The following is a 21,022-nucleotide window of genomic DNA, read 5'->3' as shown; positions in this document are numbered from 1 at the left end:
CGGCTTATCCCGCCGCCACCACCGGCTGGAAGGCGTTTACCACCTGCTCATAGACCGGCCGCTTGAACGGCACGATCAGCCCCGGCGTGCGCTCCAGCTTCTCCCAGCGCCAGGCGACGAATTCGGGCTTGTGGTGCCCGCCGCCGGGATTGAGCACGTCGATCTCGTCATCCGTGCCGGTGAAGCGCAGCGCGATCCACTTCTGCGTCTGGCCGCGATACCGGCCCTTCCAGGCCTGCCGCGCCAGCGGCTCCGGCAGGTCGTAGGCGAACCAGTCCGGCGCGACGGCGAGGGGCTCGACGGAGGAGACGTTGGTTTCCTCGTAAAGCTCGCGCCGCGCCGCCTCTTCCGGGCTCTCGCCCTCGTCAATGCCGCCCTGCGGCATCTGCCAGGAATGCTGCGCGTCCACCTGTTCCGGCCCGCCCCGGCGCTCGCCAAGAAAGACGAGGCCATCACGATTGACGAGCACCACCCCGACGCAGGGGCGATAGGGAAGCTGGTCGAAAGGGATCATGGGGCCACCGCACAAGCTGGAAACACGCGCCGGCCGGGATCATAGGCAAGCGGCGGCGCGACACCAGAGGCCGCGCGGTGCCGCTTGGTCACGGGGTTAACGTGGTGTCGCCAACGCCGCCGGCGAGCGGACCGGGACCGGTCAGCACTTCGCTGCGGCCGGTCGCGCCGTCGAACACGGTGATGCTCACGCCCTCATCGCCGCCCTGGCTCGGCCGCAGCGCCGGCATGTCGGCGGCGACGCCCATGGTCGGGAAGCCACTATCCTCCAGAGTCAGCGGCAGGCCCTGCGGCGCGGCGCCGGCACCGGGTCGCAGCACATAGGCCGCCACCGCGACGCTGATCACCGAGAGTGCGGCGAGGCCGAACACGCCCACCGCCGCATAGTGCCGCGCGTGGTCGCGGCTGGCGTCGCGGCCGGGAAGGCTGTCACCGGCGGGCAGCGTGTCCAGCGGGCGGGGCGGCAGGCGGAGGGGAGTCGCGCGGTTCATGCTGCCTTTGTCGCCCCCGACCAAGGCAGGATCGGGGCAGAATCGGGCATTCGTCGCGGCAGCGCAAAAAAGCGCCAGAGCCCATTCACGCAAAAGGCCCGCTTGGGGAAGCGGGCCTTGCCTATTTCACGTCGCCACCGGCACGGGGCCGGCGGCGCCCTCTTATCTGCGATCAGTTCGGCACGGCCGCCTTGGGATCGGCGGGATAGGCGGCGTTCTTCTGCACGCCCTCGATCAGGTCGATCGCCAGCTTGAGCTGGGTGTCGTCCTTCGGGTCCGGCGGCACATAGGCCGGGGAACCGGTCTGCTCGTCCTCGCCATTCTTCAGATGGCCCTTGAGCGAGGCCTCGCCGCGCGTGGTCTCGACGCCGGCCGCCTCGGCCTTCGCCTTCACATCCTGCGGCACGTCCTGCACCAGCTCGATGTCGGGCTGGATGCCCTTGGCCTGGATCGAGCGGCCCGACGGCGTGTAGTAGCGCGCCGTGGTGAGCTTGATCGCGGCATTGCCGGAGACCGGGATCACCGTCTGCACCGAACCCTTGCCGAAGGAGAGCGAGCCCAGCACCGTGGCGCGCTTGTGGTCCTGCAGCGCGCCGGCGACGATTTCCGACGCCGAGGCCGAGCCGCCATTGACCAGCACGATGATCGGCTTGCCCTTGGCGAGGTCGCCCGGCCGGGCGTTGCGGCGCTCGGTCTGCTCGGGGTCGCGGCCGCGGGTGGAGACGATCTCGCCACGGTCGAGGAAGGTGTCGGACACGTCGATCGCCTGGTCGAGCAGACCGCCCGGATTGTTGCGCAGGTCGATGATGAAGCCCTTGAGCTTGTCCTCGCCGATCTGCTTGGTCAGGTCGGCCACCGCCTTCTTCAGGCCCTCGCCGGTCTGCTCGCTGAAGGAGGTGATGCGGATATAGCCGATATCGTCATGCTCGACCCGGGCGCGCACCGACTTGATGTTGATGATGTCGCGGGTGATCGACAGCTCGATCGGCTTGTCCTGGCCCTTGCGGATGATGGTGAGCTTGATCGGCGTGTTGACGGCGCCGCGCATCTTGTCGACCGCCTGGTTCAGGGTCATGCCCTTCACCTCTTCGCCGTCGAGCTTGGCGATCAGGTCGCCGGCCTGCACGCCGGCCTTGGCCGCCGGGGTGTCGTCGATCGGGGCGACAACCTTGACGAGGCCGTCCTCCATCGTCACCTCGATGCCGAGCCCGCCGAACTGGCCGCGGGTCTGCACCTGCATGTCGCGAAAATCCTTCGCGTCCATATAGGTGGAGTGCGGATCGAGCGAGGACAGCATGCCGTTGATGGCAGCCTCGACCAGCTTCGAATCCTCGGGCTTCTCGACATAGTCGGCGCGCACGCGCTCGAACACGTCGCCGAACAGGTTCAGCTGGCGGTACGTGTCGGAAGCCGCCGCCATGGCCGCCGTCGGCTCAAGCAGCAGCCGCGGCTGGGTGGCACCGACCGCGATCAGGGCGCCGGCCGCCGCACCGAAGAGAAATACAGACGTCCTACGCATCATCCGCGTACCTTCTCGCTTTCGCTCGTCGCCCACCATGGCGTTGGATCGATCGAGTTACCATCCTTGCGGAACTCGACGTAAAGAATGGGTTGGGCAGTTCCAAGGCCGGCCGACGAGACCAGCTGGGGACCGCGCCCCATGATCCCGACCGGCTCGCCCGACAGCACGAACTGACCCAATTCCACCGTGATCTTATCCATTCCGGCGAGCAGGATATGATAACCATTGCCGGCATTGATAATTAACAGTTGTCCATATGAGCGGAAAGGCCCGGCATAGACCACCCAGCCATCGCTGGGGGAGGCCACCTGGGCCTCGATCCGCGTGCCCAGCGACAGGCCCTTTTCCTGCCCGCCATAACCGTCATCGGCGCCGAAGGCCTTGAGCACCGCGCCGCCGACCGGCAGCTTCAGCAGGCCCTTGGCGTCCTCGAACGGCACGCCGGGGCTCAGCCGGCCAGGGTTCTGCAACGCCGCCAGCCGGTCCGCCGCACTGCCGCCCGCGCCTTGCGCCGCCTCGCTTTGCGCGGCTTCCTGCGCCGCCTTGCGGGTGGCGGAAATCTCCGTCTCCATGCGCTCCATCAGCTCGCGCACATTGCCCGCCTCGGCGGCGAGCGCGGCGGCGCGGGTCTTCTCCTCGGCGAGGGCCGCCTCGCCCTGCTGCAGCGAGTTCTTCTTCTCCTCGATCAGCGCGGCGGTGCGGGCGCGCTCATCGGCGAGGGAGCGTTTCAATTCTGCGAGAGCGTCGCGCTCGCGGGCGGTGTCCTGGCGCACCCGCTCCTGTGCGGCGAGTTCGCTGGCGAGGAGGTCCGTCTCCGCCTTGAGTTCCGGCAGCACGGCGCCGAGCATCATGGCGGAGCGGATCGATTCCAGCGCGTCGTCCGGGCGCACCATCAGCGCCGGCGGTGGACGGCGGCCGAGCCGCACCAGCCCGCCCAGCACTTCCGCCAGCACGGCGCGGCGGGCCTCCAGCGATTCCTTGATGTCGTCCGCCTCGCGGCTGAGCAGCAGCAGGCGCTGCTCGCTGGCGTCGAGCTTGCCCTCGGTCTCGCGCACCCGGATCGCGGTGTCGAGCAGCGCCTCGTTCAGCTTGGCCCGGTCGCCCTCCAGCGCCGCCACCTCGGCGGCGAGCCGCTTCTGCACGGCGGAAGAGTCCTTCAGCTCGGCATCGAGCCGCTCGATGCGCTGCTGCTTGTCCTGCTGCTTGTCGTGCGGCGCGGCGGCGGGTCCAGCCGCAGCGGGCGTGGCGCCGGCCTGCGTGGTGTCGCCCTGCGCGGCGGCCGGCCCTGCCCACAGCCCGGCCAGCAGCGCCAGCGCGCACACCCCCGCGACCGCCGCGCGCAAGGGCGGGCGGGGTACGGGGGGCGAAGAGGAGCGGCGCGCGGGCATCGGGATAGGAGGGGCCGGCGTGGTTAAGAACGGGTTAGCGCCGCCGCCCGCTCAGGCCTTATGGTAGGGATGGCCTGCGAGGATCGTCGTCGCGCGGTAGATCTGTTCGGCCATCATGACGCGGACGAGCTGGTGGGGAAAGGTGGCGCGGCCGAAGGCGATCAGCCGGTCCGCCCGCCCGCGCACCGCCTCGCTCAGCCCGTCCGCTCCGCCAATGACGAAGGTGAGGCTGCGCGAACCCCGGTCGCGCAAGGCGGCGAGGTCGGCGGCGATCTGCTCGCTGGTCATCTCTAGCCCGCGCGGGTCGAGCGCAAGCACCGCCCCGGCGTCGGGCAGCGCGGCGAGAAGGGCGGCGCCCTCCTCGGCCATGCGGTCCTCGGGGCGGCGCGCGGCGCTTTCCGCGATCTCGGTTACGTCAGGTCCGGAGAGGCCCAGCGCCCGCCCGCTTTTGGCCGAGCGGTCGAGATAGCGGGCGCACAACTCCCTTTCGGGCCCGGCCTTCAGCCGGCCGACCGCGAGAATAATGAGCCGCAAGACGCGCTCAGCCGCGCGTCAGCGTCGACGGCCCGCCGGGAATGGCGGCCGACCACATCTTCTCGATATTGTAGAACCCGCGCACTTCCGGCTGGAAGATGTGGACGATCACGTCGCTCGCATCGATCAGCACCCAGTCGCAGGCCGGCTGGCCCTCGACGCGCACGCCCTTGACGCCAAGGCCCTTGAGCGCCTCGACGAGGTGCTCGGCAATGGCGCCGACATGACGCTGGTTGCGGCCGGAGGCGACGACCATGTAATCGGCAATGGTCGTCTTGCCGCGCAGTTCGATGGAGACGACGTCCTCGGCCTGGTCATCATCGAGACGGGCGAGAACGAGGGCAAGAATCTCCTCGGCGTCGAAGCGCGCGTCGGAGACAGGTGCAGTCGCCGGGCTGGTGTCGGCCGCTGCAAGCGCCATGATGGACAGGGGTCCTGATCCTCTCGTCTTTACCGCAAGCCACGGACGGACCTTCCGCACCGTGCCTGCCCCCTTAGGATAATGCGGATGCGGCCGATCTTCAACCAGGCGGTGGGGAGGCCAAATTCGGTAGCCCCTTACGCGGGACGGTTGACGTACCAGATGTCCCAATACCCATGATTATTCCGAACACATCAGCACACCCGGCCTTTCTTTTGCTATAACAGCCAGAGATACGTGGGGGGGGACGTACATGGTGAAGAAACCGCAGCGCAGAACGCGCATCGAACATCTTTACGGCACCACGGCGGGCGACGTGAAGGAAATTGGCGTGACGTTCGATGAAAGAACTGGCGAAATCCAGTTCGCTAACGCGATGGTCGACACTTATTCCGAAGTCAGCTACGAACGCCCAAAGGGACCAAAGGTAATTTCGCGAATTCCTCAGGCTTCCACCACCCTTACATTTCACAATTCAATTGCATTATCAAGCAATTATGACTTTCTTTGCGCGGTAGATACAAATACTCGCATAATAAATCAGCGGAAGATATCCGCCGTGGGCTTTGTTACGTTTTCGAAGGCGCCACCGCCGCAAGGCACAGGTGATTACTGGTCGCTTGATGTCCCATTTTGTTGGGAATTTGTAAATATTAAGGTAGAAAATCCAGAAAATTTTGGATGGCTAGTTGCATTAGAAACTATATATTTTCGGCGATTAATTACGAATGAGATGCGTATTGGCATGGTCGTGGATTCAGATTTAGGAAATTTGATCGCATACAATGCGCGACGTAAACCATTCTTCGAAAATCGTCTATTACCCAAAAATGTTCAACTCATTTATGCAAGCGCTGACACGGGCGGGGAGAATATAATCAATAAAGTACTAAAGATTGCAGATTCAGTATCCGGGCAGATTCTCCATGCGGTAGAAACCGGTAAAGTGACCCCAAACCTCGAGGTAGCGAATAGCCCATATTTCGAAGGTCAGCGAATCGTGATGCCTTCCTTGAAGAGATACTAGTCCACATGGAAGCAGTATAGCGTCGAGAGAATTTTATCGCCCGAATGAATCGGAGCATCAGCCCAAGATAGGACCCGAGCGGGCGCCGCGTCGCCAGTGGCAAGGCATCTCGGCGGACCGCCGCCACGCCAAGGGCCCCTTCCCAACCAACTATCATCCCCCCGTATCCGCATCGAGGACACCGGCGACTTGAGGGCGTGCAAAAAACCCACGCCGGCAGGCGCCGCGTGAGGAGCATGGCCGCCTCGAACTCCGACACCCGCGGGCGAGCGCCTGCGCCACCGGGCTGGCCATGGCGGGGAAGGTGCACCCATGGCGGCCGATGATCGCCATCGGCACCAGCGCCGCAATCTCGCGCCAGTGCTGCCAGCGGTGGAAGGCGGCGAGGCTGTCCCCCCTCTGCCAAACCGACAGGCACCACCGGGAAAGCGCCCCTTCCGCCCGCCCCCCAGGTGTGCCTCAGGCCGAGGCGGAAGCGGCCGCCACCGCCCGCGCCCGCCGCGCCTGCACCAGCCCCCAGCCGAGGCCGAGGCCGACGGCGGTGAGCGAGGCGACCAGCACGCCGAGCTTGGCGGCGCCGAGCAGCGCCGGGTCGGCGAAGGCGAGCGTCGCGATGAAGATCGACATGGTGAAGCCGATACCGGCCAGCAGCCCCACCAGCAGCACCCCGCCCCAGGTGACGCCCGGCGGCAGGCTGCCCCAGCCGGCACGCACCACCAGCCAGCTGGCGGCGAACACCCCGAGCGGCTTGCCCACCACCAGCGCCACCACCACGCCCGCCATCACGGCGAAGGCATCCGCCCGGCCGAGATCGACCCCGTCGAGGCTCACCCCGGCATTGGCGAGGGCGAAGATCGGCATCACGCCATAGGCGACATAGGGGTGCAGCAGCATCTGCACCCGCGTTACCGGCGGGGTCATCTCGCGCTGGGCGAGGGCGAGGCGGCGCAGCGGCGGCAGCAGGCTGGCGGCCGCCTCGGGCGAACGGGCGGCCCTGGCGCGGATCTCGTCCAGCGCCCGCATCGCCGCATTCAGCGCCGGCTCGCGCCCGCGCGCCGGCAGCACCGGGGTCAGCATGCCGAGCATCACCCCGGCGAGGGTGGGGTGCGCGCCCGCCTGCAACAGCCCGATCCACAGCACCGCGCCGGGCAGCACATAGGCCCAGGCCGAGCCGATGCCGGCCATTTGCAGCGCCACCACCATGGCGAGGCCCGCGAGCCCGATCAGCAGTCCCGCCGGATCGATGCCGCCGGAATAGAACAGGGCGATGATGAGGATGGCCGCGATGTCGTCGATGATCGCCAGCGCCAGCAGGAACACGCGCAGATTGGGCGGGATGGAGCGCCCCAGCAGCGCCAGCACGCCGACGGCGAAGGCGATGTCGGTCGCCGTCGGCACCGCCCATCCCTCGATCTGGCCAGGCACCGGGTTCAACGCGACATAGATCAGCGCGGGAAGGGCGACGCCGCCGACCGCCGCCGCCATGGGCAGCACCGCCGCGCGCAGCTTGGAGAGCGCGCCTTCGTGAATCTCCCGCCGTATCTCCATCCCCACCACAAGGAAGAACAGGGTCATGAGCGCGTCATTGACCCAGAAATGCAGCGAGTGCGACACGGTGAGCCCGCCAATGCCGAAGCTCAGCGGCGCGTGCCAGAGGTCGTGATAGCTCTGCGCATAGGGCGAATTCGCCCAGATCAGCGCGATCGCCGCCGCGGCCAGCAGCACCAGGCCGCTGACGGCTTCGATATGCAGGAAACGTTCGGCGGCGTGGAAAGCGCGCTCGGTGGCGAGGCGCGCACGCGCGCTGGTGCGACGATAAAGGCGTCCGGCCATGCAAACAGGTCCCGCGCGGCGGCCCGACCAGCGCATACCTGCCCCAGCTGCGGGATGCAGCCGACGACACCCGGAAGCCTATTTAGGGTATGACGCTGCGGAAGGCTAGGGGCGGGGGGTCGGAATCCGGCACCCTGGCGGAAGCGCTCGTTTGCCGGACGACCGAGAGACAATCCCATGGCATGCGGGCAATCGTAATTGCATGAGCCATATTTCGCTGTTGACCAGTATAATCGTAGGTGCAAACCTTTTCGAGGCTCTTATTTATTGAGAAAGTGACCTCTCTTCTCCCAGCGACCGCGCGCACGAGGGGGCTGCCATGAAAGGCTCACAGCACGCAATTGCGACTGTCATCGCTTGGTTGTCCTTCGCCATGCCATGCGCAGCGCAAACTCCAGCGATCATTGGCTTCGGTCCAGCCGGCGAACCGATATGCGGCGGTACCTTTGGTCCCGTCCTTTGCAGTCCTTCCGAGCAAGACGTTTCCCAACGCCCCACCACAGACCCTTTTATCTCAGCGCAAAGCCTTGCATTCACGGAAGCATTGCTGCGCCACACAACAACCACCTCCACTGATGCGAAGTTGAAATCGCTTGGTCGCCCTGTCCGTGTCGCGTTCAGCGCGGCCGTAGCATCTCAGGGTTTGATACTCGTCAACGCCCGCGTTTTTCATGATGGCGGCGTGAGTGAGTGGCGCCTTGGCCTTCTTCCCGATGGGTCGATTGCCTCGCAGGAGCTCATCGATACGCGACCCTCCTCTCTAACCTCTCGCTTAGATAGTAGTAATGGCCGGACATCTGGCTTTTACGAATGGGATCGGGCAACAAAACAAAATTGGTGGAGCGATTACGCTGGAATCTCTCCTGATTTACTTAATCAGGGACATTTAAGGGCTGATGTCCCAAACGAAGATTTCATCGACCCGCTGAAGATTAACCCGCTACAGCCAGCGCAGGCCGTAGACCTTGCGCCTCCGCCCCCTCTCGTTGACGCGCGTGTCGTCGAGTTCCTGATTGCGACAACGCGGCAAGAGGTTAAACCGACGGATACGGCGATCGCTTCCTACAGCGGAAACCGAGCGGGTCTCAGCTACGGGATCGCCTCCGTGCGCATCCCGGAGGACCACAAGATCGGCCACATCGAACTTCCCGCAAGCTGGAGTCTGTTCGGAATTACATTTGGCTTTACGCCGAATGACAACAAACATTTCGTCATCAAGCGCGTTATTCCGGTAAATGAGGAGTTATTTGGAAACATCATAAGGAGTCATCACTCGCGGACAGCACTTATATTTGTGCACGGCTTCAACACAAGTTTCGAAGAGTCCGCATTTCGGAATGCGCAGATAATCTGGGATCTTCAGTTCACAGGTATATCGGTGCTCTTCAGTTGGGCATCAAGGGGCGAAACGACCGACTACCTCTATGATAAGGAGAGCGCAGCGCTCGCGCGCAGCGCCTTTCTTGAACTGATCGAAAAGCTCAACCGCGAGTATGGTGTCGAACAAATCAATGTGCTGGCTCACAGCATGGGAAATCTCCTAACGCTCGATGCCTTGGCCGGCTACGCCCAGACCACCAATCCAATCGGGATCGCACGGCTTGTCATGGCGGCGCCGGATGTCGACCGGGACGTATTTCTGGATCTGGCTCCGAAGGCCAAGGCCATCGTTGGCGGTATGACGCTGTACGCCTCGGCTGCCGATCGCGCGCTGGCCGTGTCGCGTGGGCTGGCGGGCGGCGTACCTCGTGCCGGTGATGTCCCCACGACGGGTCCTGTTTTGGTCCCGGGCATAGAGACAATCGATGTAACGGCAGTTGGCAGCGATATTTTAGGCCTCAACCACAATGCTTTTGCGGCTTCCCGCGCCGTCTTGGAGGACATCGGATCGATGATGCGGCTGAATCAGCCGCCTCCCCGCCTCGTTCAGATCCGAGCGGTCCCCGAACCGCCCAGCCCCGTCCAATACTGGCGGTACGCACCATAAGGTCGGGCAGCTCGGGGACGTAGCACGCGGCTGACACGGTAAATGGCGCAGCTGCTACCCGCCTCACCCCTTCCGCGCCTCTGCGGCCCCTCCCCCCGCCGCCTTCCGCGCCGCGACGGCGGCTAGGAGCGCCATCAGCGCCAGCAGCGGCAGGCTGGTGCGCACCGCCGCCAGCAGGCCGGGGCCGTCGGCGGCGAGGGTCGCCACAGCGGCGGTGCCGGCACCGCTTCCCGTTTCCACCGCGAGCCGCCAGGCCAGCATGCTCGCCCCGGCAGCGACGCCGAGGCTGGTGCCGAGCACGCGCATCAGATTGAGCAGCGACCCCGCCGCCCCGGCGAGGCCGGCCGGCGCGGCGGCGAGGGTGGCGTGGCTGTTCGGCGCCACGAACAGGCCGAGCCCGATGCCGATGAGCACGAAGGACACCGTGTCCAGCACATGATGATAGGGCGAGAGGCCGAAGGTCGCGCCGAGGATCGCCAGCCCGGCCAGCACCAGCCCCATGCCGGCGGGGCCGATGCGGCGGGGGCCGAGCAGGCGGCTCGCATCATGGCTGAACGGCGCGGTGAGCCCCAGCGCCACCGGCACCAGCGCCAGCCGCAACCCGGCCGCGCCGGCGCTTTCGCCATAGCCATGGGCGAGGCCGAAGGACATGAGGAAGAACACGCCATAGAGCAGCCCATAGCCCAGCACCACCGCCAGCGCGCCCCAGCGGAAGGCGCGTGCGGTGAACAGGCGCGGGTCGATCAGCGGCGCGGCGGTGCGCGTTTCGCGCCGCCGCAGGACCCATAGGAGCAGCGCGGCGACGAGGAGGCTCGCCAGCGTCAGCGGCGAGGCGAGGCCCCAGCTGGAGACATGGTTCAGCGTCGCCACAATGAGGATCAGCGCCGGGCCGATCAGCAGCGCCCCGCCCCCGTCGAAGGCCGGCTTGTCGCCACCCGCCGCCCCACGCGGCAGAGCGAGCCAACCGGCCAGAATGGCCAGCACGCCAAACGGCACGGTAAGGCCGAAGATCCAGCGCCAGCCGAGCGCCTCGACGATGAAACCGCCCAGCGCCGGGCCGGCGCTCATCCCCACCGCCTGCGCCGCGGCGAAATAGCCGAGCGCCCGGCCGCGCGCCGCCTCCGGCACCGCCTGCACCAGAATGGCGATGCTGTTGGCGCCGAGCAGCGCCCCGCCCATGCCCTGCAGGAAGCGGAAGGCGACGAGTTGGCCGAAGCTCTCGGCCAGAGCGCACAGCGCGCTGGCCACGATGAAAAGTGCATAGCCGGCAATGTACAGCGTCTTGCGGCCATGGATCTCGCACAGCCGGCCGAAGATCGGCAGGAAGGAGGCGAAGGCGAGGAGATAGGACAGCGCCACCCAGCTCACCTGCTGCAGGCTCACGTCGAAGGCCCGCCCCAGCGCGGGCAATGCCAGCTGCACGATGGTGGCGTCGAGCTGGCCGACAAAGGCGCCGATGGAGACGAGGCCGACAATGAGCCAGGGATGCCAGCTCTGGCGCTCCAGCCACGCGAGAGGCGCCGGCTCCTGCAGAAGCCGGTTCGGGGAGAACAGCATCAGGCACCGCGAGGCATGGCTGGGGGAGGAAGGGCTGGGGAGGAACGGTGGCGCAGGAACAGGACACCAGTCTGGCACGGCCCGCCGGCCCTCGCCAGAGCGCCGCCCGCGCCTACCCCTGCGCGCGCAGCTGGGTCGAGGACAGCGGCGATTTCAGCCCGTGCAGGAACACCCAGGCCGGCGGGCGCAGCAGCGGCAGGGCGGCGGCCTCGCTCTCGGGCACGCGCCAGCGCGCCAGCGCCTGCGCCGCCGGGCTCGCCATGGCGGGGAAGGTGCAGCCGGGCCGGTCGATGATGGCGATGGGCACCAGCGCCGCGATCTCCCGCCAGTGCTGCCAGCGGTGGAAGGCGGCGAGATTGTCCGCCCCCATCAGCCAGACGAAGCGCACGCCGGGAAAGCGCCGCACCAGCGCCGCCACCGTGTCGAAGCTGAAGCGGGTGCCGAGCCCGGCCTCCAGCCCGGTCGGCACCAGCGCGGGATGGTCGGCCACCGCCCGCGCCTGCGCCAGCCGGGCATCGAGCGGGGGCAGCGCGCGGTTGTCCTTCAGGGGGTTGCCGGGCGTCACCAGCCACCACACGCGGTCGAGCCGCAGCCGCTTCAGCGCCAGCAGGCTGGCGGCGCGGTGCGCCTCATGCGCGGGGTTGAAGCTGCCGCCATAGAGCCCCACGCGCAGGCCCGGCGCCAGCGGGGGAATGCGGGCAAGCGACGGCAACAGGCCAACGTCACCTCTCCCCGCCGGGGAGAGGTCGGCGCGGAACGCGCCGGGTGAGGGGAGCGGGCGATCGGTCATCCCAGCCCCAACGCCCCCCCCCCCCCGCCCCCCCCCCCGCGCGGGGGGGGGGGGGGGGGGGGGGGGGGGGGGCCCCCCCCCCCCCGCGGGCGATCGGTCATCCCAGCCCCAACGCCCCCTCACCCCGGCCCTCTCCCCGGCGGGGAGAGGGGGCGCGCGCGCGGCAGGTCAGCGAAGGCATGTCACGGCCGGATCTGGCCGGAGCCGCGCACGCGGTATTTGAACGAGGTCAGCTGCTCGGCACCCACCGGCCCGCGCGCATGCATGCGCCCCGTGGCGATGCCGATCTCGCCGCCGAAGCCGAACTCGCCGCCATCGGCGAACTGGGTGGAGGCGTTGTGCACCACGATGGCGGAATCGACCTCGCCGAGGAAGCGCTCGGCGGTGGCGGCGTCCTCGGTGAGGATGGCGTCGGTGTGGTGCGAGCCATAGGTCTCGATATGATCGATGGCCTCTTCCACCCCGTCGACCAGCTTCACCGAGATGACGGCGTCGAGATATTCCGTGCGCCAGTCCTCGTCGCTGGCCTCGGTCACGCGCGGGTCCACCGCCCGGGCGGCTTCGTCGCCGCGCACCGCGCAGCCCTCGTCGAGCAGCATGGTGACGAGCGGGGCGAGCAGGCGGGACGCATCCGCACGGTCCACCAGCAGCGTCTCCGCCGCCCCGCACACGCTGGTGCGGCGCAGCTTGGCGTTCTTCACGATGGCGAGCGATTTTTCGAGATCGGCGGCCTTGTCGACATAGACATGCACCAGCCCTTCGAGATGGGCGAAGACCGGCACGCGCGCCTCCGCCTGCACGCGGGCGACGAGGCTCTTGCCGCCGCGCGGCACGATCACGTCGAGCTTGCCGCCGAGCCCGGCCAGCATCTCGCCCACCGCCGCGCGGTCGCGGGTCGGCACCAGCTGGATCGCGTCCGCCGGCAGGCCGGCACTGGTGAGCCCTTCCACCAGCGCTTCATGGATGGCGCGGGAGGAATGGAAGCTGTCGGAGCCGCCGCGCAGGATCACCGCATTGCCGGCCTTCAGGCACAGGCTGCCAGCGTCCGCCGTCACATTGGGCCGGCTCTCATAGATCACGCCGATGACGCCGAGCGGCGTGCGCACCCGCTCCAGACGCAGGCCGTTCGGCCGCTCCCAGCTCTCGGTCACCTGCCCCACCGGGTCGGGCAGCGCGGCGATCTCCTCCACCGCGCGGGCGATGGCCTCAAGGCGCGCCTCGTTCAGCACCAGCCGGTCCTGCAGCGCCGTGCTCATGCCGGCGGCGCGGGCGGCAGCGAGGTCCTCGCCATTGGCGGCGAGAATGGCGGGCGCCCGGTCGCGGATCGCCTGCGCGGCGGCGCGCAGGCCCGCCTCCTTCACCGCCGCCGGGGCCAGAGCCAGCGTGCGGGCGGCGGCGCGGGCGCGGGCGCCGATCCCGGCCATGACTGTCGCCACATCCTCGCCCTCCGGCCCGCGCGGCGCCGGCGCGCCGGCAACGGACGCGGAGACGGTGGCGGGGCGCAGGGCGGAGGAGGCGGTCATGATGTCACCCGTTCGAGTTCAAGGGGCGCTAAAAGCGGGCGCCCTCTCTACCACGAAGCGGCGGCCGGGCGCCAAAAGCAAATGGCCATCATTGCGGCTCTTTACCATATCGCGCCCGCGAGGCTTGCCATTTGCGCGCGGGCATCCGATGTCACGGCACAATGCCCGCCCGTTGAGGCGCATCCGCGAGGAGACCGCCGCCGTTGTTTCGCGCCTTCGACATTGCCTGGGACGCCTTCTGGCGCTTCGTCGAGGATGATGGCTGGGCGATCGCCAGCCACATCGCGCTGTCGGCGCTGATGTCGCTGTTTCCGTTCCTCATCTTCGTCACCGCGCTGGCGGCGTTCTTCGATTTCAAGAACCTCGCCGAGGAGACGGTGCAGCTGATGCTGGAAGCCTGGCCCTCGCAGGTGGCGGACCCGATCGGCCGCGAAATCCGCAACGTGCTCACCCAGGTCCGCACCGACGTGCTGACCATCGGTGTGGTGCTGGCGATCTATTTCTCGTCCAACGGCATTGAGAGCCTGCGCATCGGGCTCAACCGCGCCTATGGCATGCGCGAGGCCCGAGCCTGGTACTGGCTGCGCCTCGAATCCATCGGCTATGTCGTGGTCGGCGCCGCCGGGCTGCTGGCGCTGTCCTTCCTCGTGGTGCTCGGCCCGGTGCTGTGGCTGGCGGCGGTGCGCTATGTGCCGGCGCTGGAACCCTTTGGCTGGGTCATCACCTTCCTGCGCTACGCCGCCACCTCGGTGATCCTGATCGTGGCGCTGGTGGTGGCGCATATGTGGCTGCCGGCGGGGCGGCGCACCCTGTCGCAGGTGCTGCCGGGCATATTGGTGACGCTGGCCTTGTGGCTCGCCGCCGGTGCCGCCTTCGGGCGCTACCTCGCCGAATTCGCCGGCAATTACGTCACCACCTATGCCGGCCTCGCCTCGGTCATGATCGCGCTGGTCTTCCTCTACACCACCGCCTCCATCTTCGTGTATGGCGGCGAACTCAACGCCGCCATCCGCCGCGCCCGCGAAGGCCGGCTCTGACACGAACGGCGGAACCTCCCCGCCCTCCCGCCGCTTGACCAAGGTCAAGGCTCCCGGCGCCGCCCGGGTGCCCAATGGCACGGTGAGTTGAAGGGAAGGAGGCTCGAATGAGCACCAGCTACGACAAGATCCGGATCGAAGAAGGCGCGTGGGTCGTCGTCTGCGACGGGCGCAAGGCGCTGATCCTGTGCAACAAGGGCGACGCCACCTTCCCCAATCTGCGCACCCATGAGGTGCATGAGCAGGAAAACCCGCCGACCCGCGAACAGGGCACCGACCAGCCCGGCCGCGTGCACCAGTCCGTCGGCTCGGCGCGCTCCTCGGTCGAGCCCACCGACTGGCAGGAAGAGGGCGAGCGCGCCTTCATGCGGCAGGTCGCCGGCCGGCTCGATGCGGCGGTGACGGCGGGCGAGGTGAAATCGCTCATCATCGTCGCCGCCCCGCGCGCGCTCGGCGCGCTGCGCCCGCATCTCACCAAGGCGGTCAGCGACATCCTCGCCGCCGAGGTCGACCGCGACATGGTCAAGCTGCCCGTCTACGAGATCGAGAAGCATCTGGCCGCCTGAGGCCGGCGGTTTCGCCGAAGCCCCGAAGAGGATTAACATTGCCCCGTCGCCGGCCTCCGGCGGCGGGGTTCTGCGTCCGGGGCCCTTGGGCAAGTGAACCCGGCGCCCGCCTCATCCGTAGTGCCTCCGCACGCACCGGCGGCGGCGTGCCCGAGCCTTGCAGGAACCGCGATGAAAACCCTCTCCTTCTTCCGCCTCGTCCTCGCCGTCGGCCTGTGCCTCGGCGTCGGCGCGCTCGGCTCGCTCACCACCACGCCGAAAATCCCCACCTGGTATGCCGGCCTGGTGAAGCCGTCCTGGACCCCGCCGGACTGGGCCTTCCCCATCGCCTGGACGACGCTCTATGTGCTGATGGCGGTGGCGCTGTGGCGGCTGTGGCAGCTGCACGCGCCCTCCCCGGAGCGCCGCCGCGCCATCGGCCTGTGGCTCGCGCAGCTGGCGCTCAACGCCATCTGGTCGCCGATCTTCTTCGGGCTGGAGGCGCCGGGCGCGGCGCTCATCGTGGTGGTGGCGCTGTGGCTCGCCATCGCCGCGACGATCTGGGCTTGCCTGCGGATCGACCGCATCGCCGCCGCGCTGCTGGTTCCCTATCTCGCCTGGGTGTCCTATGCCACCTCGCTGAACGCGGCCATCGTGGCCCTGAACTGAGCGCCCCGGCGGCGGGCGCTAGCGGAGACTTTCGATGGACCTCGTCACCATCGCCAAATTCATCGTCCTGCCCATCGCCCTCGGCGCGGTGGCGGTGGTGCTGCTGCTCGGCCTCGCCAATATGGCGCGCGGCGGCTCGCCGCAGCGCTCGCAGAAGCTCATGCAGTGGCGTGTGCTGCTGCAGGCGGTGGCGCTGTGCTTCGTGCTCATCACCATCTTCCTGATGCATCAGGGCTGAGAGGGTTTTCATGGTCGTTCTCAACCGCATCTACACCCGCACCGGCGACGACGGCAGCACCGCGCTCGGCACCGGCGAGCGGCGGCCGAAATATGATCTGCGCGTCGCCGCCTATGGCACGGTGGACGAGACCAATGCGGTGATCGGCGTCGCCCGGCTGCACACCGGCGCGGACCCGGCGCTGGCCGACATCGACGCGGTGCTGGCGCGCATCCAGAACGACCTATTCGACCTCGGCGCCGATCTCGCCACGCCGGAGACGGGCGAAGACCTCGGCTACACCCCGCTGCGCATCGTCGCCGCGCAGGTCGACAAGCTGGAGCGCGACATCGACACGCTCAATGCCGGCCTTAAACCCCTGCGCTCCTTCGTGCTGCCGGCCGGCACCCCGGCGGCCGCGCATCTGCATGTCGCCCGCACCGTCTGCCGGCGCGCCGAGCGCATGGCGGTGGAGCTGTCCGCCACGCTCGGCGAGTTCGTCGGGCCGGAAGCGGTGAAATATCTCAACCGGCTCTCCGACCTGCTCTTCGTCATGAGCCGCCTCGCCAATGCCCGTGCCGCCGGCGAGGGCGAAGCCGGCGACGTGCTCTGGGTGCCGGCGGCGGGGCGGGAGTGAGCGGCACGGACGACGCACCGGCCGAGCGCCCCCGCGTGTTCGGCACGGCGGACAGCGTCTATGTCCGCATCGTCCGCCTGACGCTGATCGAGAAGGGCGTCGACCACGAATTGGTGCCGGTCGATCCCTTCGCGCCGGAAGGCGTGCCGCCCGCCTACCGCGCGCGCCACCCCTTCGGCCGGATTCCTGCCTTCGAGCATGACGGCTTCCGTCTCTTCGAGGCCGGCGCCATCGCCCGCTATGTCGATGAAGCCTTCAAGGGCCCTGCCCTCCTGCCCGAAGGCGTGAAGGCGCGGGCCCGCGCCAACCAGATCATCAGCATCGCCGATTCCTACGCTTATCGGCCAATGGTCTGGGGGGTCTATGTCGAGCGGGTGGAAAAGCCGGCGCAGGGAGAGCCAAGCGATGAGGCCCGCCTCGCCGCCGCGCTCGCCGAGGCGGATGTCTGTCTCGCCGCCCTTGCGGCGCTCATGGAGGGTGGGCCGTTCCTCGCCGGTCCCCGGCTGAGCCTTGCCGATCTCCATCTCGCGCCGATGATTTCCTATTTCCAGCAGGCACCGGAAGGCGCGGCGCGGCTCGCCGCCCATCCCGGCCTTGCGCAGTGGTGGGCGCGCATGAGCGCCCGCCCATCGCTGCGGCAGCTCGGCCTTTGCGCCGGCTGAGAGCGCCCGATGGCGTTTTCACCCGCGACGCGGCAATGTGGTGCCGCGTCGCGCCCGCGCCGCTCTCGCGATTCGCTGTGCCCGCGCCATGCTCATCCCGTTCAACGACGACAACCCGCTGGAAGGCATCACCCACGCCTATGTTACCTGGGCGCTGATCGCGGTGAATGTGCTGGTCTTCGTGCTGGTGCAGCATGGCTACCGGGCCGAGCTCGACATTCCCTCCGCCTTCGGCTTCGGCGCCATTCCCGCCGTGGTGACGCATGCGGCGGTGCTGCCGGAGGAATATGTCCGCCTGCCGGCCGAGCTCACCCTCGTCACCTATATGTTCCTGCATGGCGGCTGGCTGCATCTCGCCGGCAACATGGCCTTCCTCTGGGTGTTCGGCGACAATGTCGAAGACGCGCTCGGCCATGCCCGCTTCCTGCTGTTCTATGTGCTGTGCGGCGTCGCCGGCGGCCTCGCCCATTCCCTCGCCGTGCCTGATTCGGCCTCGCCCTTGGTCGGCGCTTCGGCGGGGATATCCGGGCTGGTCGGCGCCTATCTGATGCTGCACCCCAATGTGCGGATCTGGGTGCTGATGTTCCTGCGCGTGCCGCTGCGCGTGCCCGCCATCTGGCCGCTCGGCGCCTGGATCGTCTTCCAGCTGTGGAGCCTGTTCCAGTCCGGCGACGAGGAAACCGCGTGGTGGGCGCATATTGCCGGGCTCGTCGCCGGGGCGGTGCTCATCGTCTTCCTGCGCCGGCCGGGCGTGCCGCTCTGGGTGATGACGCGCGACGGCACGCCGGACGGGCGCCCGCCAGTGTGATCACCGCCCTTGCACGCCGCGCGCGGCGTTGACAGTGCGGGGGCCGAATCCTAGTTTGCCGGCGCTTTTCGCCGGCTGCTCCCGCTCCCCCCAGATTCCCGCCCCCAAGCCCCCTCTTCCGGCTTTCCGCGCGGCCCTGGCAGGCGGCGCCGCCGGCGCCGATGGCTGCCAGAGGCGGGGTCGCTGCCCTGCCGGGGGAGACAGGTGATGAAGATCCTCGTGCCCGTGAAGCGGGTGGTCGACTACAACGTCAAGATCCGCGTCAAGGCCGACGGTTCCGGCGTCGAACTGACCAATATCAAGATGTCGATGAACCCGTTCGACGAGATCGCCGTCGAGGAGGCGCTGCGCCTCAAGGAGGCGGGCAAGGCGACCGAGGTGGTCGCCGTCTCCATCGGCCCGGTGAAGACCGACGAGACCATCCGCACCGCGCTGGCCATGGGCGCGGATCGCGGCATCTGGGTGAAGACGGACGAGGCCGGCATCGAGCCGCTCACCGTCGCCAAGCTGCTGAAGGCCATCGTCGCGGCCGAGGGCCCCTCCCTCGTCATCCTCGGCAAGCAGGCGATCGACGACGACTGCAACCAGACCGGCCAGATGCTCGCCGCCCTGCTCGGCTGGCCGCAGGCGACCTTCGCCTCCAAGGTCGTCATTGGCGAGGGCACGGTCGATGTCACCCGCGAGATCGACGGCGGCCTGCAGACGCTGCGCCTTGCTCTGCCGGCGGTGCTCACCACCGATCTGCGCCTCAACGAGCCGCGCTACGCCTCGCTGCCCAACATCATGAAGGCGAAGAAGAAGCCGATCGAGGAAAAGACCGCCGCCGAGCTTGGCGTCGACCTCGCCCCCCGGCTGGAAATCCTCGCCACCACCGAGCCCGCCGGCCGCACCGGCGGCATCAAGGTGGCTTCCGCGGCCGAGCTGGTCGGCCATCTCAAGCAGGCCGGAGTACTCTGACCATGGCCACCCTGCTCTTTGCCGAACATGACGATGCCAGCCTGAACCCCGTCACCGCGCGCGCGCTCACCGCCGCGCTGGCGCTCGGCGCCCCGGTGCATGTGCTCGTCGCGGGCGAGAACGCCCGCCCCGCCGCCGAGGCTGCCGCGAAGCTCGCCGGCGTCGCCGAGGTGCTGCTGGCGGACGATGCCGCCTATGCCCACCGCCTGGCCGAGCCGGTGGCGGCGCTGGGTGTCAGCCTCGCCAAGGACTATGGCGCGCTGGTCGCCCCCTCCACCGCCTTCGGCAAGAGCGTGATGCCGCGCATCGCCGCGCTGATCGACGTGATGCAGGTCTCCGACGTGATCGCCGTTGTGTCGCCCGACACGTTCGACCGGCCGATCTATGCCGGCAACGCCATCCAGCGCGTGCGCGCCACCGATGCGGTGAAGGTGCTCACCATCCGCACCGCCTCCTTCGCCGCGGCCGGCGAGGGCAATGCCGCGCCGATCCGCACCCTCGGGGCGGCCGAATCCGCCGCCGGCTCCAGCTTCCTCGGCGAGGAAATCGCCGCCAGCGCCCGCCCGGACCTGTCCGCCGCGCGCATCATCGTCTCCGGCGGCCGCGCGCTCGGTTCGGCCGAGCAGTTCCACGCCATTGTCGAGCCGCTGGCCGACGAACTCGGCGCGGCGGTCGGCGCCTCGCGCGCCGCGGTCGATGCCGGCTACGCCCCGAATGACTGGCAGGTCGGCCAGACCGGCAAGGTGGTGGCCCCGGATCTCTATGTCGCGCTCGGCATATCGGGCGCCATCCAGCACCTTGCCGGCATGAAGGATTCCAAGGTCATCGTCGCCGTCAACAAGGACGAGGACGCGCCGATCTTCCAGGTCGCGGATTACGGGCTGGTGGGCGATCTGTTCGAGATCGTGCCGCAGCTCAAGGCCGAAATAGCTAAGGCAAAAGCCTGACGGGACACTATACTGCCGCCTCCGCAGGGGCAGAACGGACGCAGCAATGGCTTTCGAGATCAAGCGTATCGGCATTATCGGCGCCGGCCAGATGGGCAACGGCATCGCGCATGTGTGCGCGCTCGCCGGCTATGATGTCGTGCTGAACGACCTTGAGGCCGACCGCATCAAGTCCGGCCTCGCCACCATCAATGGCAACATGTCGCGCCAGGTGGCCAAGGGCCTCTATGGCGAGGACGAGAAGAAGGCGGCGCTCGCCCGCATCCACGGCACCGATCAGGCCCCCGACCTCGCCGAGGTCGACCTCGTCATCGAGGCGGCGGTGGAGAAGGAAGAGATCAAGCGCCGCATCTTCTCTTCCATCTGTCCGTTCCTGAAGCCGGAGGCGATCCTCGCCACCAACACCTCCTCCATCTCCATCACCCGGCTGGCCGCCTCCACCGACCGGCCGGAGCGCTTCATCGGCATTCATTTCATGAATCCGGTGCCGCTGATGCAGCTGGTGGAGCTGGTGCGCGGCATCGCCACCGAGGACGAGACCTTCGAACTCTCCAAGGCCTTCATCACCCGGCTGGGCAAGACCTATGCGGTGGCGGAGGATTTCCCCGCCTTCATGGTCAACCGCATCCTGCTGCCGATGATCAACGAGGCGATCTACACGCTCTATGAGGGCGTCGGCTCGGTGGACGCCATCGACACCGCCATGCGGCTGGGCGCCAACCACCCGATGGGCCCGCTGCAGCTGGCCGACTTCATCGGGCTGGATACGTGCCTCTCCATCATGCAGGTGCTGCATGAGGGGCTGGCCGATTCCAAATACCGCCCCTGCCCGCTGCTGGTGAAATATGTCGAAGCCGGCTGGCTGGGCCGCAAGACCCAGCGCGGCTTCTACGACTATCGCGGCGAAAAGCCGGTGCCGACCCGGTAGAGGCGGGGCACGCCGTTACGCTGAATGAG

At 67.9% G+C, this 21,022-nt stretch carries 22 protein-coding genes; 12 read left to right on the top strand and 10 right to left on the bottom strand.

All coding sequences use genetic code 11. From position 1 onward, the window contains the following. Positions 1-4 precede the first annotated feature (4 nt). The 6 genes from K9D25_RS07460 to rsfS all read right to left on the bottom strand — a co-directional run bounded on the left by K9D25_RS07460 (position 5) and on the right by rsfS (position 4,869). Positions 5-514, bottom strand: a complete 510-nt coding sequence (locus K9D25_RS07460) for an RNA pyrophosphohydrolase (RefSeq protein ID WP_244450228.1) — start codon at positions 512-514, stop codon at positions 5-7. A gap of 88 nt (positions 515-602) precedes the next feature. Continuing rightward, positions 603-1,004: a hypothetical protein gene (locus K9D25_RS07455; protein ID WP_244450227.1), complete on the bottom strand. Its 402-nt coding sequence runs from the start codon at positions 1,002-1,004 to the stop codon at positions 603-605. 172 nt (positions 1,005-1,176) lie between these two features. Then, positions 1,177-2,526, bottom strand: a complete 1,350-nt coding sequence (locus K9D25_RS07450; protein ID WP_244450226.1) for a S41 family peptidase — start codon at positions 2,524-2,526, stop codon at positions 1,177-1,179. Continuing rightward, the gene (locus K9D25_RS07445; RefSeq protein ID WP_244450225.1) at positions 2,523-3,869 is read right to left on the bottom strand and encodes a murein hydrolase activator EnvC family protein; all 1,347 of its coding nucleotides are present in this window, start codon (positions 3,867-3,869) and stop codon (positions 2,523-2,525) included. The genes K9D25_RS07450 and K9D25_RS07445 overlap by 4 nt, the downstream gene beginning before the upstream one ends. Before the next feature lie 96 nt (positions 3,870-3,965). Next, complete coding sequence (gene rlmH, locus K9D25_RS07440; RefSeq protein ID WP_244450224.1) at positions 3,966-4,448, bottom strand: 23S rRNA (pseudouridine(1915)-N(3))-methyltransferase RlmH; 483 nt, start codon at positions 4,446-4,448, stop codon at positions 3,966-3,968. A gap of 7 nt (positions 4,449-4,455) precedes the next feature. Next, positions 4,456-4,869 carry a ribosome silencing factor gene (rsfS, locus tag K9D25_RS07435; protein WP_244450223.1) on the bottom strand — a complete coding sequence of 138 codons (414 nt, stop codon included), beginning with the start codon at positions 4,867-4,869 and terminating at the stop codon, positions 4,456-4,458. A gap of 253 nt (positions 4,870-5,122) precedes the next feature. On the opposite strand from rsfS, the gene K9D25_RS07430 reads away from it, so the two are divergent. After that, a complete protein-coding gene (locus K9D25_RS07430; protein ID WP_244450222.1) occupies positions 5,123-5,896 on the top strand; it encodes a hypothetical protein in 774 nt (257 codons plus the stop codon). Positions 5,897-6,355: 459 nt separating this feature from the next. On the opposite strand, the gene nhaA is transcribed toward K9D25_RS07430, so the two are convergent. Then, a complete protein-coding gene (gene nhaA / locus K9D25_RS07425; RefSeq protein ID WP_244450221.1) occupies positions 6,356-7,729 on the bottom strand; it encodes a Na+/H+ antiporter NhaA in 1,374 nt (457 codons plus the stop codon). Between the two features lie 319 nt (positions 7,730-8,048). Here nhaA and K9D25_RS07420 point away from each other — a divergent pair, with 319 nt between their 5' ends. Further along, entirely contained in the window at positions 8,049-9,716 is a 1,668-nt protein-coding gene (locus K9D25_RS07420; protein ID WP_244450220.1) for an alpha/beta hydrolase, read from the top strand. 63 nt (positions 9,717-9,779) lie between these two features. Here K9D25_RS07420 and K9D25_RS07415 read toward each other — a convergent pair whose 3' ends face one another. From K9D25_RS07415 to K9D25_RS07405, 3 genes are all read right to left on the bottom strand, one after another. Next, complete coding sequence (locus tag K9D25_RS07415; protein ID WP_244450219.1) at positions 9,780-11,273, bottom strand: MFS transporter; 1,494 nt, start codon at positions 11,271-11,273, stop codon at positions 9,780-9,782. Positions 11,274-11,385: 112 nt separating this feature from the next. Next, entirely contained in the window at positions 11,386-12,063 is a 678-nt protein-coding gene (locus K9D25_RS07410) for a nicotinate-nucleotide adenylyltransferase (protein ID WP_244450218.1), read from the bottom strand. Positions 12,064-12,245: 182 nt separating this feature from the next. After that, positions 12,246-13,487, bottom strand: coding sequence for a glutamate-5-semialdehyde dehydrogenase (locus K9D25_RS07405; protein ID WP_244450817.1), 1,242 nt, complete (start codon positions 13,485-13,487; stop codon positions 12,246-12,248). A gap of 302 nt (positions 13,488-13,789) precedes the next feature. Between K9D25_RS07405 and K9D25_RS07400 the strand changes: the two genes are divergently transcribed. The 10 genes from K9D25_RS07400 to K9D25_RS07355 all read left to right on the top strand — a co-directional run bounded on the left by K9D25_RS07400 (position 13,790) and on the right by K9D25_RS07355 (position 20,993). Further along, positions 13,790-14,623, top strand: coding sequence for a YihY/virulence factor BrkB family protein (locus tag K9D25_RS07400; RefSeq protein ID WP_244450217.1), 834 nt, complete (start codon positions 13,790-13,792; stop codon positions 14,621-14,623). A 107-nt stretch (positions 14,624-14,730) separates the two neighbouring features. Beyond that, positions 14,731-15,189, top strand: coding sequence for a host attachment protein (locus K9D25_RS07395; protein ID WP_244450216.1), 459 nt, complete (start codon positions 14,731-14,733; stop codon positions 15,187-15,189). A gap of 171 nt (positions 15,190-15,360) precedes the next feature. Then, on the top strand, positions 15,361-15,837 hold the full coding sequence (locus tag K9D25_RS07390; protein ID WP_244450215.1) for a TspO/MBR family protein: 477 nt from the start codon (positions 15,361-15,363) through the stop codon (positions 15,835-15,837). 34 nt (positions 15,838-15,871) lie between these two features. After that, the gene (locus K9D25_RS07385) at positions 15,872-16,075 is read left to right on the top strand and encodes a twin transmembrane helix small protein (RefSeq protein ID WP_244450214.1); all 204 of its coding nucleotides are present in this window, start codon (positions 15,872-15,874) and stop codon (positions 16,073-16,075) included. Between the two features lie 10 nt (positions 16,076-16,085). Further along, entirely contained in the window at positions 16,086-16,691 is a 606-nt protein-coding gene (locus tag K9D25_RS07380) for a cob(I)yrinic acid a,c-diamide adenosyltransferase (RefSeq protein ID WP_244450213.1), read from the top strand. Continuing rightward, positions 16,688-17,353, top strand: coding sequence for a glutathione S-transferase family protein (locus tag K9D25_RS07375; RefSeq protein WP_244450212.1), 666 nt, complete (start codon positions 16,688-16,690; stop codon positions 17,351-17,353). The genes K9D25_RS07380 and K9D25_RS07375 overlap by 4 nt, the downstream gene beginning before the upstream one ends. Before the next feature lie 40 nt (positions 17,354-17,393). Next, the gene (locus tag K9D25_RS07370) at positions 17,394-18,161 is read left to right on the top strand and encodes a rhomboid family intramembrane serine protease (RefSeq protein ID WP_244450211.1); all 768 of its coding nucleotides are present in this window, start codon (positions 17,394-17,396) and stop codon (positions 18,159-18,161) included. A 207-nt stretch (positions 18,162-18,368) separates the two neighbouring features. Next, positions 18,369-19,118: an electron transfer flavoprotein subunit beta/FixA family protein gene (locus K9D25_RS07365; protein WP_244450210.1), complete on the top strand. Its 750-nt coding sequence runs from the start codon at positions 18,369-18,371 to the stop codon at positions 19,116-19,118. Between the two features lie 2 nt (positions 19,119-19,120). Then, on the top strand, positions 19,121-20,065 hold the full coding sequence (locus tag K9D25_RS07360; protein ID WP_244450209.1) for an electron transfer flavoprotein subunit alpha/FixB family protein: 945 nt from the start codon (positions 19,121-19,123) through the stop codon (positions 20,063-20,065). A gap of 46 nt (positions 20,066-20,111) precedes the next feature. Next, positions 20,112-20,993 (top strand): 3-hydroxybutyryl-CoA dehydrogenase, encoded by an 882-nt coding sequence (locus K9D25_RS07355; protein ID WP_244450208.1) that lies wholly within the window; start codon positions 20,112-20,114, stop codon positions 20,991-20,993. The last annotated feature ends 29 nt before the right edge of the window (positions 20,994-21,022 follow it).

The sequence above is a fragment of the Ancylobacter polymorphus genome (assembly GCF_022836935.1).
GTDB classification, from domain to species: Bacteria; Pseudomonadota; Alphaproteobacteria; order Rhizobiales; family Xanthobacteraceae; genus Ancylobacter; species Ancylobacter polymorphus_A.
Note: the sequence above shows the minus strand (reverse complement) of the source record. Positions and strands in the feature narration are given on the sequence as shown.

What these genes read in the sequence shown, in the direction of transcription:
- K9D25_RS07355 (WP_244450208.1), top strand. Translation starts at nt 20,112, where the DNA reads ATGGCTTTCGAGATCAAGCGTATCGGCATTATCGGCGCCGGCCAGATG.
- K9D25_RS07380 (WP_244450213.1), top strand. Translation starts at nt 16,086, where the DNA reads ATGGTCGTTCTCAACCGCATCTACACCCGCACCGGCGACGACGGCAGC.
- K9D25_RS07390 (WP_244450215.1), top strand. Translation starts at nt 15,361, where the DNA reads ATGAAAACCCTCTCCTTCTTCCGCCTCGTCCTCGCCGTCGGCCTGTGC.
- K9D25_RS07430 (WP_244450222.1), top strand. Translation starts at nt 5,123, where the DNA reads ATGGTGAAGAAACCGCAGCGCAGAACGCGCATCGAACATCTTTACGGC.
- K9D25_RS07395 (WP_244450216.1), top strand. Translation starts at nt 14,731, where the DNA reads ATGAGCACCAGCTACGACAAGATCCGGATCGAAGAAGGCGCGTGGGTC.
- rsfS (WP_244450223.1), bottom strand. Translation starts at nt 4,869, where the DNA reads ATGGCGCTTGCAGCGGCCGACACCAGCCCGGCGACTGCACCTGTCTCC.
- K9D25_RS07450 (WP_244450226.1), bottom strand. Translation starts at nt 2,526, where the DNA reads ATGATGCGTAGGACGTCTGTATTTCTCTTCGGTGCGGCGGCCGGCGCC.
- K9D25_RS07455 (WP_244450227.1), bottom strand. Translation starts at nt 1,004, where the DNA reads ATGAACCGCGCGACTCCCCTCCGCCTGCCGCCCCGCCCGCTGGACACG.
- K9D25_RS07385 (WP_244450214.1), top strand. Translation starts at nt 15,872, where the DNA reads ATGGACCTCGTCACCATCGCCAAATTCATCGTCCTGCCCATCGCCCTC.
- K9D25_RS07460 (WP_244450228.1), bottom strand. Translation starts at nt 514, where the DNA reads ATGATCCCTTTCGACCAGCTTCCCTATCGCCCCTGCGTCGGGGTGGTG.
- K9D25_RS07365 (WP_244450210.1), top strand. Translation starts at nt 18,369, where the DNA reads ATGAAGATCCTCGTGCCCGTGAAGCGGGTGGTCGACTACAACGTCAAG.
- K9D25_RS07405 (WP_244450817.1), bottom strand. Translation starts at nt 13,487, where the DNA reads ATGGCCGGGATCGGCGCCCGCGCCCGCGCCGCCGCCCGCACGCTGGCT.
- nhaA (WP_244450221.1), bottom strand. Translation starts at nt 7,729, where the DNA reads ATGGCCGGACGCCTTTATCGTCGCACCAGCGCGCGTGCGCGCCTCGCC.
- K9D25_RS07420 (WP_244450220.1), top strand. Translation starts at nt 8,049, where the DNA reads ATGAAAGGCTCACAGCACGCAATTGCGACTGTCATCGCTTGGTTGTCC.
- K9D25_RS07415 (WP_244450219.1), bottom strand. Translation starts at nt 11,273, where the DNA reads ATGCTGTTCTCCCCGAACCGGCTTCTGCAGGAGCCGGCGCCTCTCGCG.
- K9D25_RS07410 (WP_244450218.1), bottom strand. Translation starts at nt 12,063, where the DNA reads ATGACCGATCGCCCGCTCCCCTCACCCGGCGCGTTCCGCGCCGACCTC.
- K9D25_RS07360 (WP_244450209.1), top strand. Translation starts at nt 19,121, where the DNA reads ATGGCCACCCTGCTCTTTGCCGAACATGACGATGCCAGCCTGAACCCC.